The sequence below is a fragment of the Nocardioides sp. genome (genome assembly GCF_041600255.1).
GTDB lineage: Bacteria > Actinomycetota > Actinomycetes > Propionibacteriales > Nocardioidaceae > Nocardioides.
In genome coordinates this window covers 17,187-31,044 of sequence record NZ_JBFIKK010000026.1, presented here as the reverse complement: position 1 = coordinate 31,044, position 13,858 = coordinate 17,187, and the positions used below count along the sequence as shown (strand labels likewise).

The following is a 13,858-nucleotide window of genomic DNA, read 5'->3' as shown; positions in this document are numbered from 1 at the left end:
CGTACTCCGTCGGGCCCGATCTGCAGCCGGTCGAGCTCCCAGCCCCCGTGCTCGGCACGCTCGACCAGCAGCCGGGTCACCACGTTGCGGGAGAACTCCGGGGACAGCGTGATCCGGTCGAACTCCCACTCCACGCCCCGGTTGAGCGGGCGAGCCCACGGACGCACGCCCACGTCAGTCCCCGGAGACGTCGTCGAGCGCCTCGACGATCTCAGAGGGCAGTACGAGCTCCTCGATGCCCAGCGCACCGCGCAGCTGTGCCGCGGTCCGCGCGCCCAGGATCGGTGAGGTCACGCCGGGCCGGTCGCGCACCCAGACCAGGGCGACCTCGAGGGCGGACCAGCCCAGCCCGTCGGCAGCCCGGGCCACCGCCTCGACGACGGAGGCGGAGCGCTCGTTGAGGTAGGCACCGACGAACCCGGCGAAGTGCGAGGACGCGGCGCGGGAGTCGGCCGGGGTGCCGGTGCGGTACTTCCCGGTCAGGACACCGCGACCCAACGGTGACCACGGCAGGACGCCCAGCCCCAGCGCCGCGGCAGCCGGGAGCACCTCGTGCTCGACCTGCCGGTTGAGCAACGAGTACTCCACCTGGGTGGAGGCGAGCGGAGCGCGGCCGGGCACGGCTCGCTGCCAGGTGGCTGCCTGGGCGGTCTGCCAACCCGCGTAGTTCGAGATCCCGACGTACGACGTCCGGCCGCTGGCGACCGCGCGGTCGAGGGCGGCCAGCGTCTCCTCGAGCGGGGTCTCGTCGGACCAAATGTGCACCTGCCACAGGTCGACGTGGTCGACGCCGAGCCGGCGCAGCGAGGCGTCCAGGGTGCTCAGCAGGTGCCCACGGCTGGTGTTGAGCTCGCGGGTGCCCTGACGGCGGCTGATCCCGGCCTTGGTGGCCAGCACGATCTCGTCGCGGGCGACCACGTCACCGATCAGGGTCCCGATCAGCTCCTCGGAGGCGCCGTCGCCGTAGCCCGCGGCCGTGTCGAGCAGGGTGCCGCCCGCTTCGGCGAACGCGATCAGCTGGTCACGGGCCTCGTGCTCGTCCGTGTCACGACCCCAGGTCATCGTGCCGAGGCCGAGCCGGGACACCTTCAGGCCGGTGGCACCGACGGAGCGCAGTTGCATGGGGCAACGCTATCCAAACCCACCTCGACTTCGTGGCGCGCCACGTCGAGGGCCGGTCAGGTGCCTGCAGGGAGTTCCTCGTAGGCTGTGCGCCGGTGACTCGGCCCAACCGACCGTCCCGTCCCCGTCCCGCCAGCCCTCCCGAGCACAGGTGCCCTCGTGAACTACTTCGACGCAGTCGTCCTCGGAATCGTCGAGGGCCTCACCGAGTTCCTCCCGATCTCGAGCACCGGTCACCTCACCATCGCCGAGAAGGCTCTCGGCCTGGACCTGGCCGACCCGGCCGTCACGGCGTACACGGCCGTGATCCAGATGGGGGCCATCGCCGCGGTGGTCGTCTACTTCTTCGGCGACATCACCCGGATCGCCAAGGCCTGGGCCCTGGGCTTGGTGAAGCCCGAGTACCGCGGACAGCGTGACCACCGGATGGGCTGGTACGTGATCGTCGGCAGCATCCCGGTGGGCCTGGTGGGCTTCCTGGCGCGCGACCTGATCCGCGGGGAGCTCCGATCGCTCTGGTTCGTCGCCGGCGGCCTGATCGTCTGGAGCGGCGTGATGTGGTTCGCGGAGCGGGTCGCCCGTCAGGACCGCGCCGAGCGCGACCTCGGCATGCGCGACGCGATCTTCGTGGGGCTCTTCCAGTGCTTCTCGCTGGTGGCGGGCGTCTCGCGCTCGGGTGCCACGATCTCGGCCGGTCTGCTGCGCGGCCTGGACCGGGTGACCGCCACCAAGCTGAGCTTCTACCTCTCGATCCCCGCCCTCGTCGCCGCCGGCCTCTTCTCGCTCAAGGACCTCTCGGGCAGCACGATCTCCGTGGGGCACGTCGCGGTGGGCACCACCGTCTCGTTCCTGGTCGCGTACGCCGCGATCGCGTGGTTGCTCCGGTTCGTGGCGCACCACTCGATCGGCTGGTTCGTGCCCTACCGCCTGGCCCTGGGCTTCGGCCTGGTGGCGCTGCTCGCCACCGGCACCATGAGCGCCACCTGAGTCGGGCCGCCGAGCCTCACAACCAGCCCGACCGCTTGAAGAACCACCACAGACTCCCGGAGCTCAGCACCATCAGCCCCAGGGCCATCGGGTAGCCCCAGACCCATCCCAGCTCGGGCATGTGAACGAAGTTCATCCCGTAGATGGCGGCGATCAATGCCGGAGCCACGACCAGCCCCACGCCTGCCGAGATCTTGCGCATGTCGTCGTTCTGCTGGACCTGGATCCTCGCCAGGTGCGCGTCGAACGCGGTGGACAGCAGGCTGTCCAGGGTGTCCACGACGTCGGCGGCGCGCGCCAGGTGGTCGGCCACGTCGCGGAAGAACGGCGCCGCCTCCTCGGTGATCCCCTGCACCGTGCCGGTGGCGAAGCGACGCATCGGCTCGCGCAGCGGCAGGACGGCACGGCGCACCTCGGAGATCTCCCGCTTGAGGGTGTAGATCCGGACCGAGTCGTTGGTGCGTGCGGGGGAGAAGACCGACTCCTCCACCTCGTCCACGTCCACCTCCAACGCCTCGACGACATCGAGGTAGCCGTCGACGACGCGGTCGCAGACCGCGTACATCACCGCCGAGGGCCCATGGGTGAGCACCGCCTCCGCGGACTCCAGGTAGGTCCGGGCGGAGGCCAGCTCGGAGCCCTGGCCGTGTCGCACGGTGACGATGAAGCGCTCGCCCACGAAGATGTGGATCTCTCCGGTCTCGACTGCGTCCTCCGCGTCGACGTACCAGAGCGTCTTGAGGATCAGGAAGAGGCTGTCGCCGTACTGCTCCAGCTTGGGTCGCTGATGGGCGTTGACGGCGTCCTCGACCGCGAGTGGGTGCAGGCCGAAGACGTCGGCCACCTGGCTCAGCTGGTCCTCGTCGGGCTCGTGCAGGCCCACCCAGACGAAGTCGGAGGGCTCGACGGCGGCGGCCTTCAGCCCGGCGAGGTCGTGTGGGTCGCAGGCGACGGGAACCCGCGTTCCGTCCCGGTACACAGCGCTGTCGACGATCACGAGACGAGGCTAGTCCCCGGCCCGGCGCACTACGCTCCACGACATGGCCACCGTGATCCTGGTACGACATGGACGCAGCACCGCCAACGCGACCGGCGTGCTCGCCGGGCGCCGGCGCGGCGTCAAGCTCGACGAGACCGGTCGGGACCAGGCCGCGCGGGCCGGGGAGCGGCTGGCCGGGGTTCGGCTCGCCGCGATCGTGACCAGTCCGTTGGAGCGGTGCCGGCAGACGGCCGCGGCGGTGGCCCAGGCGCAGCCGACCCCGCCGACGACCATCCAGGAGCGGGGAATCACCGAGTGCGACTACGGGGAGTGGCAGGGGCGCCTGCTCAAGGACCTGGCCAAGGAGAAGCTCTGGGGGACCGTGCAGTCCCTGCCGTCGGCCGCCGCGTTCCCGGGGGGCGAGTCGCTCGACGCCATGCAGAGCCGCGCCGTGGCCGCCGTACGACGCCACGACGCGACCTTCGAGCAGGAGCACGGCCCCGGGGCGGTCTGGGTGGCGGTCAGCCACGGCGACATCATCAAGTCGGTCCTCGCCGACGCGCTGGGCATGCACCTCGACCTCTTCCAAAGGCTGCACGTCGACCCGGCCTCGATCTCGGTGATCCGGTACACGTCCAGCCGTCCCTACGTCCTCGCGACCAACACGCACGCCGGCGACCTGGCCTGGCTCGCGCCGAGCCCGCCCGCCGGCGGCAGGTCCCGTCGGAGCCGCTCCGCAGCCGGCCACCCGGACGACGCGGTCGTGGGCGGGGGCGCCGGGCCGGACACACGACCGGCGCGCCCCTAGGGTGGAGCCATGGCCCCACTCGTCCACGCCTTCGACCCGCCGGAGCGCTTCGTCGCCGGAACCGTCGGGCCGCCCGGACAACGCACCTTCTTCCTGCAGGCACGCGACGGCGCCCGGCTGACCACGGTCTCGTTGGAGAAGCAACAGGTCGCAGCGCTCAGCGAGCGGATCGACGACCTGCTCGACGAGGTGATGACCAGTCAGGCCACCGAGGAGGTCGTCCCGGCGGTGGCGCCCCTGGGCCTCGAGGACGTCGACCCGCTGGACAGCCCGATCGAGGAGGAGTTCCGCGCCGGCACCATGACGCTCTCGTGGGACCCCGACGACGAGCGGGTGGTGATCGAGGTGTTCCCGTTCGTGGAGGCCGCGCTCGTGCAGCCGGACCAGCTGGACGAGGAGATCGAGGAGCCGGACCCCGAGGAGATCTTCCTCGTGCGCATCCCCGCCGGCATGGCGCGCGCCTTCGTCAAGCGGTGCGCGCAGGTGCTCGAGGCCGGGCGTCCGAGCTGCCCCTTCTGCGGCAACCCGATGGATCCCGACGGGCACCTCTGTGTCCGCGCCAACGGCTTCCGGCGTCGGGAACCGTGAGCGACGGCCCCGACGTGGTCGAGGACGAGCTCGTCCTGCACGGCCGGATCATGCCGGCGTCGAACGCCACCTTCGTCGGCGAGATCGCAGGCGTGCGCGTCGTCTACAAGCCGGTGGCGGGGGAGCGGCCGCTGTGGGACTTCCCCGACCGCACCCTGGCCGATCGCGAGGTCGCGTCGTACCTCGTCTCGCAGGCGCTGGGGTGGAACGTCGTGCCGCGGACCTGGCTGCGCGACGGGCCGCACGGCCCGGGCATGGTGCAGTGCTGGCAGGAGCCCGACGACGAGCAGACTGCGGTCGACCTGGTCCCGCAGGGGCAGGTGCCGCCGGGGTGGCGCCACGTCTTCGACGGCGTCGACGGCCACGACCGGCCGGTCGCCCTTGTCCACGAGGACACACCCGCACTGCGCCGGATGGCGACGTTCGACATCGTCGTCAACAACGCCGACCGCAAGGGTGGCCACGTGCTGGAGATGACCGACGGTCATCGCTACGGCGTGGACCACGGCGTCACCTTCCACCACGAGCCCAAACTGCGGACCGTGCTGTGGGGGTGGCTCGGCGAACCGCTCACCGACGAGGAGGTCAGGGGGGTGGCGCTGGTCCGGGATGCGCTCGGCGGCGACCTGGGGGCGGAACTTGCCCGCCACCTGAGTGATGCGGAGATCGAGGCGGCGTCGCGCCGCTGCGAGCGGCTCCTCGCCGCGGGCACCATGCCCTCGCCGCACGGGGAGTGGCCGGCCATCCCGTGGCCGCCCTTCTGAGGCAGGTCGTTAGGCTTCGCGCCATGCGCTCGTGGCCCTCACCGGAGATTCCGACCCTGCCCGTCGATGGACCGGCCGTGTCGATCCACGACACCGCCACGGGCGGCCGGGTGACCACCCGACCCGACGGCACGGCTCGGCTCTACGTCTGCGGCATCACGCCGTACGACGCTACCCACATGGGCCACGCCGCGACCTACGTCGCCTTCGACCTGCTGAACCGCGCCTGGCGCAACGCCGGGCACGACGTGACCTACGTGCAGAACGTCACCGACGTCGACGACCCGCTGCTGGAGCGAGCGACCAAGGTCGGCGTCGACTGGGTCGAGCTCGCCGAGCGGGAGACCGAGCTGTACCGGCAGGACATGGCCGCGCTGCGGGTTCTTCCGCCGGCCCACTACATCGGTGCGGTCGAGTCGATCCCGCTGGTCCTGGACCTGATCGGTCGGCTCGACGCCGCCGGTGCGATCTACCGGGTCGAGACCGACCTGTACTACTCGGTGAACGCGGACCCGGCCTTCGGTGCGGTCTCCGGAGCGGACCGCGACGAGATGCTCCGGATCTTCCCCGAGCGCGGGGGAGACCCGGACCGTCCCGGCAAGCGCGACCCCCTCGACTGCGTGGTGTGGCGCGGCGAACGTGAGGGTGAGCCGTCCTGGCCGAGTCCGTTCGGCCCGGGTCGACCGGGCTGGCACATCGAGTGCACGGCCATGGCGATGGAGTTCCTCGGTGCGGCCTTCGACGTCCAGGGCGGCGGCAGCGACCTGGTCTTCCCGCACCACGAGATGAGTGCAGGTCACGCCCAGGTGGCGGCGCCCGGCGAGCGGTTCGCCCAGGCCTACGCGCATGCGGGGATGGTCGCCTACGACGGCGAGAAGATGTCGAAGTCCAAGGGCAACCTCGTCTTCGTCTCCGCCCTGCGCAACAGCGAGGTCGACCCGATGGCGATCCGGTTGGTGCTGCTGCGCCACCACTACCGCTCGGACTGGGAGTGGACCGACGCGCTGCTCTGGGACGCGGTCGACACCGTGGCCACCTGGCGCAAGGCGCTGTCGCTGGGTGCGGGCGCACCGGCGGCACCGGTGCTGACCGAGGTGCTGGCTGCGCTGGCCGACGACCTGGACGCCCCGCGCGCCGTCGCGGCGGTCGAGGGCTGGGTGGCGGCGACCCTCGGCACGGACGGGCTGGCGGACACCAGCGACCCCGACGCGGCTGTCACCATGCTCGCGCTGCTGGACGCCGCTCTCGGCCTCTCGCTCTGAGCCGGCCGGCTCAGACCCCGGGTGCCGGGTCGTCGTCGCCGCGACGCTTCAGGTAGCGCTCGAACTCCCGCGCGATCGCCTCACCCGAGGCCTCCGGAAGGTCGGTGGTGTCGCGCGTCTCCTCCAGGGCGCGTACGTAGTCGGCGACGTCCTCGTCCTCCTCGGCGAGCTCGTCCACCCCCCGCTCCCAGGCACGGGCGTCGTCGGGCAGGTCGCCGAGCGGGATGCTGACCTCGAGCAGGTCCTCCAGCTGGCCGAGCAGTGCCAGGGTCGCCTTCGGGCACGGCGGCTGGGCGACGTAGTGGGGGACCGCGGCCCAGTAGGAGACGGCCGGGATGTCCAGCCGGACGCAGGCGTCCTGGAAGACCCCGACGATCCCGGTCGGGCCCTCGTAGCTGGACTGCTCGAGCTTGAGCCGGTCCACCAGCTCCAGCTCGGTGGCGGTGCCGGTGACCGGGATGGGGCGGGTGTGCGGCGTGTCGGCCAGCAACGCCCCGAGGGTGACCACCAGCTGGGCGCCGAGGTCGTCGCAGGCAGCGAGCAGCTCGGCACAGAACTGGCGCCAGCGCATGTTCGGCTCGATGCCCCGGATCAGGATCACGTCACGGTCCAGGTCCGGCGGAGAGGCGACCGCGATCTGCGTGCTCGGCCAGGAGAGCCGGCGGTGCCCGTTCTCGTCGGTGCCGACCACGGGCCGGTTCACCTGGAAGTCGTAGAACTCCTCGGGATCGATCGCCCCGACGACTCGGGCGCCCCAGACCTTGATCAGGTGGTCCACCACGGAGCTGGCGGCGTCGGCCGCGTCGTTCCAGCCCTCGAACGCCGCGATCACCAGGGGCTCGACCAGGCTCGGGGGTTCCTCCATCTCGATCACGAATCCACCCTAGTCATAGGGCGGTCCGCCGTACCGACACCGGGCGGCAGGTGCCCTGGCCGGCCTGGGCGACCGGCCCCCCGGGATTTCGCCACTCCTCCGGCGCGGTGTCACGATGCGGGAACGCAGTCCAGCAACTGGACCGCCTGCCTACGCTGGGCGAGTGGTCTTCCGCCACGGAACAGGAGACACCGTGCCCGAGCCGACATCGGCTTCCCCCCGCCCCGACCAGACCGAGACGCTCGCCGCGATCATGCGGGAGCGGATCCTGGTGCTGGACGGGGCCATGGGCACCCTGATCCAGGGCTTCCAGCCCGGCGAGGCGGAGTTCCGGGGCGAGCGCTTCGCCGACTGGCACCGTGACGTCAAGGGCAACAGCGACCTGCTCAACCTGACGCAGCCCGAAATGATCGGCTCCATTCACCGCCAGTACCTCGAGGCCGGGGCCGACCTCCTCGAGACGAACACCTTCACCGCCACCTCGATCGCCCAGGCCGACTACGGCATGGAGGACCTGGCCTACGAGATCAACCTGGCCGGGGCCCGGATCGCACGGGAGGCGTGTGACGAGTTCTCCACTCCCGAGCAGCCGCGTTTCGTGGCCGGCTCCATCGGCCCCACCAACCGGACCGCCTCGATCTCACCGGACGTCAACGACCCCGGCGCCCGCAACGTCTCCTATGACGAGCTGGTGGGCGCCTATCTCGAGCAGGCACGAGGACTGGTCGACGGCGGCGCGGACCTGCTGCTGATCGAGACCATCTTCGACACCCTCAACGCCAAGGCCGCCATCTTCGCCCTGGAGACGCTGTTCGAGGACCGCGGCCGGCGCTGGCCGGTGATGCTCTCCGGCACCATCACCGACGCCTCCGGCCGCACCCTCTCCGGGCAGGTCACCGAGGCCTTCTGGCACTCCGTGCGCCACGTCCGCCCGCTGACCGTCGGCCTGAACTGCGCCCTCGGCGCCACCGAGCTGCGCGCCTACGTCGCCGAGCTCAGTCGACTCGCCGACACCTTCGTCTCCGCCCACCCGAACGCGGGGCTGCCCAACGCCTTCGGCGAGTACGACGAGTCCGCGGAGCAGATGGCGGCCACGATCGCGGAGTTCGCCTCGGCCGGCCTGGTCAACGTCGTCGGTGGCTGCTGCGGCACCACCCCCGAGCACATCAGCGCCATGCGCCGGGCGGTCGCCTCCGCCACACCCCGCATCCCCGTCGAGCCGCAGCCGGGCATGCACCTGGCCGGGCTGGAGCCGTTGAACATCACCGCGGACAGCCTCTTCGTCAACGTCGGCGAGCGCACCAACATCACCGGCTCGGCCCGCTTCCGCACACTGATCAAGGACGGCGACTACGACACCGCCCTGGCGGTCGCTGCTCAGCAGGTGGAGAACGGCGCCCAGATCATCGACGTGAACATGGACGAGGGGATGATCGACGGCGTCGCCGCGATGGACCGTTTCCTCAAGCTGGTGGCCAGTGAGCCCGACATCAGCCGCGTGCCCGTCATGGTCGACTCCTCGAAGTGGGAGGTGATCGAGGCCGGGCTGAAGTGCGTCCAGGGCAAGCCGATCGTCAACTCGATCTCCATGAAGGAGGGCGAGGCGACGTTCATCGAGCAGGCGACCCTGTGCCGCAAGTACGGCGCCGCCGCGGTCGTGATGGCCTTCGACGAGGACGGTCAGGCCGACAATCTCGAGCGCCGCAAGGCGATCTGCGAGCGCGCCTACCGGATCCTCACCGAGCAGGTCGGCTTCCCTCCCGGCGACATCATCTTCGACCCGAACGTCTTCGCGGTGGCGACCGGCATCGAGGAGCACGCGGCGTACGGCCAGGACTTCATCGAGGCCACCCGCTGGATCAAGCAGAACCTCCCGGGGGCCCTGGTCTCCGGGGGCATCTCCAACGTCAGCTTCTCCTTCCGGGGCAACAACCCGGTCCGCGAGGCCATCCACGCGGTCTTCCTCTTCCACGCCATCCGCGCGGGGCTCGACATGGGCATCGTGAACGCCGGAGCGCTCGTGGTCTACGACGAGGTCGAGCCCGAGCTCCGGGACCGGATCGAGGACGTGATCCTCAACCGCCGTCCCGACGCCGCCGAACGTCTCCTCGAGATCGCCGAGACCTTCAACCGCGCACGCGACCAGGTCGAGGAGACCGAGGCGGAGTGGCGCGGCCTGCCGGTGGGGGAGCGGATCACGCACGCACTGGTCAAGGGCATCGATGCCCATGTGGAGGCGGACACCGAGCTGCTCCGTGCCGAGATCGCCGAGCGGGGCGGGCGGCCGATCGAGGTGATCGAGGGCCCGCTGATGGACGGCATGAACGTCGTCGGCGACCTCTTCGGCGCCGGCAAGATGTTCCTGCCCCAGGTGGTGAAGTCGGCACGGGTGATGAAGAAGGCAGTCGCCTACCTGATCCCCTTCATCGAGCAGGAGAAGGTCGACAACCCGCAGTACGCCACCGCCAAGGAGACCAACGGCACGATCGTGATGGCCACGGTCAAGGGGGACGTCCACGACATCGGCAAGAACATCGTGGGCGTCGTGCTGCAGTGCAACAACTACGAGGTCGTCGACCTCGGCGTGATGGTCCCTGCGCAGAAGGTGCTCGACACCGCCGAGGAGATCGGCGCCGACGCGATCGGTCTCTCGGGTCTGATCACCCCGTCGCTCGACGAGATGGTCACCCTCGCCACGGAGATGCAGCGACGAGGCTTCACGATCCCCCTGCTGATCGGTGGAGCGACCACCTCGCGCGCCCACACGGCCGTCAAGGTCGACCAGAAGTACGACGGCCCCGTGGTCTGGGTCAAGGACGCCTCCCGGTCGGTGCCGACCCTCGCAGCCCTGCTCAGTGACGCCCAGCGTCCGGCTCTGCTCGCGGACCTGAAGGCCGACTACGACGCGCTGCGTGCCCGGCACGCCACCAAGCACGACCGTCCGATGGTGACGCTCGAGCAGGCCCGGGCCAACCGGACACCCATCGACTGGGACGGCTACCTCCCGCCCGCGCCCCGCAAGCCGGGCGTGCACGTGCTGGAGGCCTACGACATCGCCGAACTGCGCGAGTACATCGACTGGCAGCCGTTCTTCAACGCCTGGGAGATGAAGGGCAAGTTCCCCGACATCCTCAACAACCCGGCCACGGCCGAGACGGCTCGTTCGCTCTACGACGACGCGCAACGGATGCTCGACCGGATCATCGCCGAGAAGTGGCTGACCGCCAACGCCGTCTTCGGCTTCTTCCCGGCCAACGCGGTCGGCGACGACATCGAGCTCTACACCGACCAGTCGCGGACCCAGGTGCTGCGCACCCTGCGCAACCTGCGCCAGCAGGGCGAGCACCGCGCCGGCGTACCGAACCGGAGCCTGGGCGACTTCGTGGCGCCGCGCGAGACCGGGCTGGCCGACCACGTCGGCGCGTTCGCGGTGACCGCCGGGCTGGGCGCCGTCGACCGGATCATGGCGATGAAGGCCGAGAACGACGACTACTCCGCCATCCTGCTCGAGTCCTTGGCGGACCGGCTGGCCGAGGCCTTCGCCGAACGCCTGCACCAGCGGGTGCGGACCGAGTTCTGGGGTCACGCCGAGGACGAGACCCTGGAGAACGCCGACCTGATCGCCGAGCGCTACACCGGGATCCGGCCCGCCCCGGGCTACCCGGCGTGCCCCGAACACACCGAGAAGCTGACGCTCTGGGAGCTGCTCGACGTCCAAGCCGCGACCGGGATCGAGCTCACCGAGAGCATGGCCATGTGGCCCGGTGCCGCAGTCTCCGGCTGGTACTTCTCGCACCCGCAGTCGCAGTACTTCGTGGTCGGCCGGCTTGGCCGCGACCAGGTCGCGGAGTACGCCGAGCGCAAGGGGTGGACCCTGGCCGAGGCCGAGCGCTGGCTCTCGCCGAACCTCGGCTACGACCCCGAGGACTGAGGCGTGGCCGGAGCACCCCGGCCGGCGGCCGTCCTGTGGGACATGGACGGCACGCTCGTCGACACCGAGCCCTACTGGATCGAGTCCGAGTACGCCATCGCTGAGCGGTACGGCGGCACGTGGAGCAACGAGCACGCGCTGAACCTGGTCGGCAACGACCTGATCGAGTCGGGCCGCTACATCCGCGAGCACATGGGCATCGACGTCGAACCGGCCCAGATCGTGGAGGAGCTCCTCGACGGCGTCGTCAGCCATGTCGAGCGGGCCGTCCCGTGGCGACCCGGTGCCACCGAGCAGCTCGCTGCCCTGGTCGCCGCCGGGGTGCCGTGCGCGCTGGTCACGATGTCCTACCGACGTTTCGTGGCCCCGATCCTGGCGGCGCTGCCGCCAGAGACCTTCAGCGCGATCGTGACCGGCGACGCCGTCTCGCACGGCAAGCCGCACCCGGAGCCGTACCTGAAGGCAGCGGCGATGCTGCGGGTCGACCCGGCCGCCTGCCTGGCCGTCGAGGACTCCAACACCGGGGCCCGATCTGCGGTGGCCGCGGGCTGTCAGGTGCTCGTGGTGCCGAACCATGTTCCCGTGCTCGAGGGGGAGCGGCGACACTTCGAGGAGACGCTGGACGGCCTCGACCTCCTCGGTCTCTGGCCGGCGTTGACCGCCGACGCGGGCCCCCGGTAGGTTCCCGGCGTCTCGATCTCGGGAAGTCACCCCCCTGCACGGCCCTGGCCTCGTCCACGCGAGGGGCCGGTGCGTCCGGAGTCGAGCTGAGCGTCCGCCCTCCGGTCCGACATGCGCCCGGGGTGCGTGGCGCACGTCACATCGGCACGAGTAGGGTCCGAGAAACTGTCTCGGAGCCACCGGGCACAACCTCTCGAGGAGACACGTGCGAAACCTGAACAAGAACCTGCGCGTCGGCGCGATCGGGCTGGCAGCCGCCGCCCTGGTGCTGACCGGATGCGCCGAGAGCGAGCGCGACAGCAACGCGTCCGGCGACGGAGGCGGCACCTTCGTCTTCGGCGGAACCGCCGAGCCGGTCACCCTGGACCCCTTCTTCGCCTCCGACGGTGAGACGTTCCGGATCGCCCGTCAGATCTTCGAGGGTCTGGTCGGGACCGAGCCCGGTACGGCCGATCCGGCCCCCCTGCTGGCCACCGACTGGCAGGTCAGTGACGACGGCCTGTCGTACACCTTCGACCTCCGCGAGGACGTCACCTTCCACGACGGCACCGAGTTCAATGCCGACGCCGTCTGCTTCAACTTCGACCGCTGGTACAACATGCCGGAGTCGGCCCAGACCGACGACCTGACGTACTACTACGCCAGCCTGTTCCGCGGCTTCGCCACCGGTTCCCGCGCCGACGAGGCGATCTACGAGTCCTGCACGGCGGACGACGAGTCGACCGCGACGATCAAGCTGTCGAAGCCGTTCGCAGGCTTCATCTCCGCGATGTCGCTGCCGGCCCTGTCCATGCAGAGCCCGACGGCGCTGGAGAAGTACCAGGACGACACCGCCACCAACCCCCGCAACTCGGAGTACGCGACGTCGCGCCCGACCGGCACCGGCCCCTTCGAGCTCGACTCGTGGGAGCGCGGCCAGCAGGTCACGCTCAAGGCGTACGACGACTACTGGGGCGAGAAGCCCCAGTTCGACAAGGCCGTCGTGGTCGCCATCGACGACCCGAAGGCGCGTGCCGATGCGCTGACCAACGGCGAGATCGACGGCTTCGACCTGGTCGGTCCCGCCGACATCGCCGGCCTCGAGGCGGACGGTTTCCAGATCGTCAACCGCGACGCCTTCAACGTGCTCTACCTCGGCATGAACCAGAAGGCCAAGCCGCTCGGCGACATCAAGGTGCGTCAGGCGATCGCCCACGCGCTGAACAAGGACGAGATCGTCAGCGCCTCGATGCCCGAGGGCACCAAGACCGCCATCGAGTTCATCCCCGAGGTCGTCAACGGCTACGCCGACGACGTCACGACCTACGAGTACGACCCCGCCAAGGCCAAGCAGCTGCTCAAGGAGGCCGGCGCCGTGGGGGCGACGATCGAGTTCAATTACCCGACCGGCGTCAGCCGGCCGTACATGCCGCAGCCGGAGGACACGTTCAACGTCATCCGCACCCAGCTCGAGGCGGTCGGCCTGAAGATCAAGCCCACGGCCGACCAGTGGAGCCCGGACTACCTGGAGAAGATCCAGGGCACGTCGAAGCACGGCCTGCACCTGCTCGGCTGGACCGGCGACTACAACGACACCGACAACTTCCTCGGCGTCTTCTTCGGTGCCCAGAGCTCGGAGTGGGGCTTTGACAACCCGGAGATCTTCACGGCGCTGAAGGAGGCCCGTGGACTGCCGACCGTCGAGGAGCAGGAGCCGCTCTACCAGGACATCAACCGGCAGATCATGGACTTCCTGCCCGGTGTCCCCCTGGCCCACCCGGTGCCCTCGCTGGCGTTCGCCCCGAACGTCGAGGGGTACCAGCAGAGCCCGGTCCAGGACGAGGTCTGGAACACGATCACGCTGAACTGATCGTTCCCCTCCA

At 70.3% G+C, this 13,858-nt stretch carries 12 protein-coding genes; 8 read left to right on the top strand and 4 right to left on the bottom strand.

All coding sequences use genetic code 11. The annotated features are described in order from the left end of the window. The coding region (locus tag ABZE72_RS05245) for a DUF5703 family protein (RefSeq protein ID WP_372727967.1) at nucleotides 1–134 on the bottom strand (134 nt) is incomplete at its 3' end. Between the two features lie 40 nt (nucleotides 135–174). Next, entirely contained in the window at nucleotides 175–1,122 is a 948-nt protein-coding gene (locus tag ABZE72_RS05240; RefSeq protein ID WP_372727965.1) for an aldo/keto reductase, read from the bottom strand. 159 nt (nucleotides 1,123–1,281) lie between these two features. On the opposite strand from ABZE72_RS05240, the gene ABZE72_RS05235 reads away from it, so the two are divergent. Beyond that, nucleotides 1,282–2,109 carry an undecaprenyl-diphosphate phosphatase gene (locus ABZE72_RS05235; RefSeq protein WP_372727964.1) on the top strand — a complete coding sequence of 276 codons (828 nt, stop codon included), beginning with the start codon at nucleotides 1,282–1,284 and terminating at the stop codon, nucleotides 2,107–2,109. Nucleotides 2,110–2,125: 16 nt separating this feature from the next. Here ABZE72_RS05235 and corA read toward each other — a convergent pair whose 3' ends face one another. Continuing rightward, on the bottom strand, nucleotides 2,126–3,106 hold the full coding sequence (corA, locus tag ABZE72_RS05230; RefSeq protein ID WP_372727963.1) for a magnesium/cobalt transporter CorA: 981 nt from the start codon (nucleotides 3,104–3,106) through the stop codon (nucleotides 2,126–2,128). Between the two features lie 43 nt (nucleotides 3,107–3,149). Here corA and ABZE72_RS05225 point away from each other — a divergent pair, with 43 nt between their 5' ends. Genes ABZE72_RS05225 through mshC form a run of 4 tightly spaced genes read left to right on the top strand, consistent with a single transcriptional unit; the run spans nucleotide 3,150 to nucleotide 6,510 of the window. Next, a complete protein-coding gene (locus ABZE72_RS05225; protein WP_372727962.1) occupies nucleotides 3,150–3,896 on the top strand; it encodes a histidine phosphatase family protein in 747 nt (248 codons plus the stop codon). A 9-nt stretch (nucleotides 3,897–3,905) separates the two neighbouring features. Further along, entirely contained in the window at nucleotides 3,906–4,484 is a 579-nt protein-coding gene (locus ABZE72_RS05220; RefSeq protein ID WP_372727961.1) for a DUF3090 domain-containing protein, read from the top strand. Then, nucleotides 4,481–5,248: an SCO1664 family protein gene (locus ABZE72_RS05215; protein WP_372727960.1), complete on the top strand. Its 768-nt coding sequence runs from the start codon at nucleotides 4,481–4,483 to the stop codon at nucleotides 5,246–5,248. Before ABZE72_RS05220 ends, ABZE72_RS05215 begins: the two co-directional genes overlap by 4 nt. A gap of 23 nt (nucleotides 5,249–5,271) precedes the next feature. Further along, the gene (gene mshC / locus ABZE72_RS05210) at nucleotides 5,272–6,510 is read left to right on the top strand and encodes a cysteine--1-D-myo-inosityl 2-amino-2-deoxy-alpha-D-glucopyranoside ligase (protein ID WP_372727959.1); all 1,239 of its coding nucleotides are present in this window, start codon (nucleotides 5,272–5,274) and stop codon (nucleotides 6,508–6,510) included. Between the two features lie 10 nt (nucleotides 6,511–6,520). On the opposite strand, the gene ABZE72_RS05205 is transcribed toward mshC, so the two are convergent. Then, nucleotides 6,521–7,384, bottom strand: a complete 864-nt coding sequence (locus tag ABZE72_RS05205; RefSeq protein WP_372727958.1) for a PAC2 family protein — start codon at nucleotides 7,382–7,384, stop codon at nucleotides 6,521–6,523. 253 nt (nucleotides 7,385–7,637) lie between these two features. On the opposite strand from ABZE72_RS05205, the gene metH reads away from it, so the two are divergent. The 3 genes from metH to ABZE72_RS05190 all read left to right on the top strand — a co-directional run bounded on the left by metH (nucleotide 7,638) and on the right by ABZE72_RS05190 (nucleotide 13,845). Beyond that, entirely contained in the window at nucleotides 7,638–11,315 is a 3,678-nt protein-coding gene (metH, locus tag ABZE72_RS05200; RefSeq protein WP_372727966.1) for a methionine synthase, read from the top strand. 3 nt (nucleotides 11,316–11,318) lie between these two features. Beyond that, nucleotides 11,319–11,996 carry an HAD family hydrolase gene (locus tag ABZE72_RS05195; protein ID WP_372727957.1) on the top strand — a complete coding sequence of 226 codons (678 nt, stop codon included), beginning with the start codon at nucleotides 11,319–11,321 and terminating at the stop codon, nucleotides 11,994–11,996. A 205-nt stretch (nucleotides 11,997–12,201) separates the two neighbouring features. Then, nucleotides 12,202–13,845: an ABC transporter substrate-binding protein gene (locus tag ABZE72_RS05190; protein WP_372727956.1), complete on the top strand. Its 1,644-nt coding sequence runs from the start codon at nucleotides 12,202–12,204 to the stop codon at nucleotides 13,843–13,845. The last annotated feature ends 13 nt before the right edge of the window (nucleotides 13,846–13,858 follow it).

Coding starts and splice junctions, on each gene's coding strand:
- metH (WP_372727966.1), top strand. CDS start 7,638: ATGCGGGAGCGGATCCTGGTGCTGGACGGGGCCATGGGCACCCTGATC.
- mshC (WP_372727959.1), top strand. CDS start 5,272: ATGCGCTCGTGGCCCTCACCGGAGATTCCGACCCTGCCCGTCGATGGA.
- ABZE72_RS05240 (WP_372727965.1), bottom strand. CDS start 1,122: ATGCAACTGCGCTCCGTCGGTGCCACCGGCCTGAAGGTGTCCCGGCTC.
- ABZE72_RS05220 (WP_372727961.1), top strand. CDS start 3,906: ATGGCCCCACTCGTCCACGCCTTCGACCCGCCGGAGCGCTTCGTCGCC.
- ABZE72_RS05225 (WP_372727962.1), top strand. CDS start 3,150: ATGGCCACCGTGATCCTGGTACGACATGGACGCAGCACCGCCAACGCG.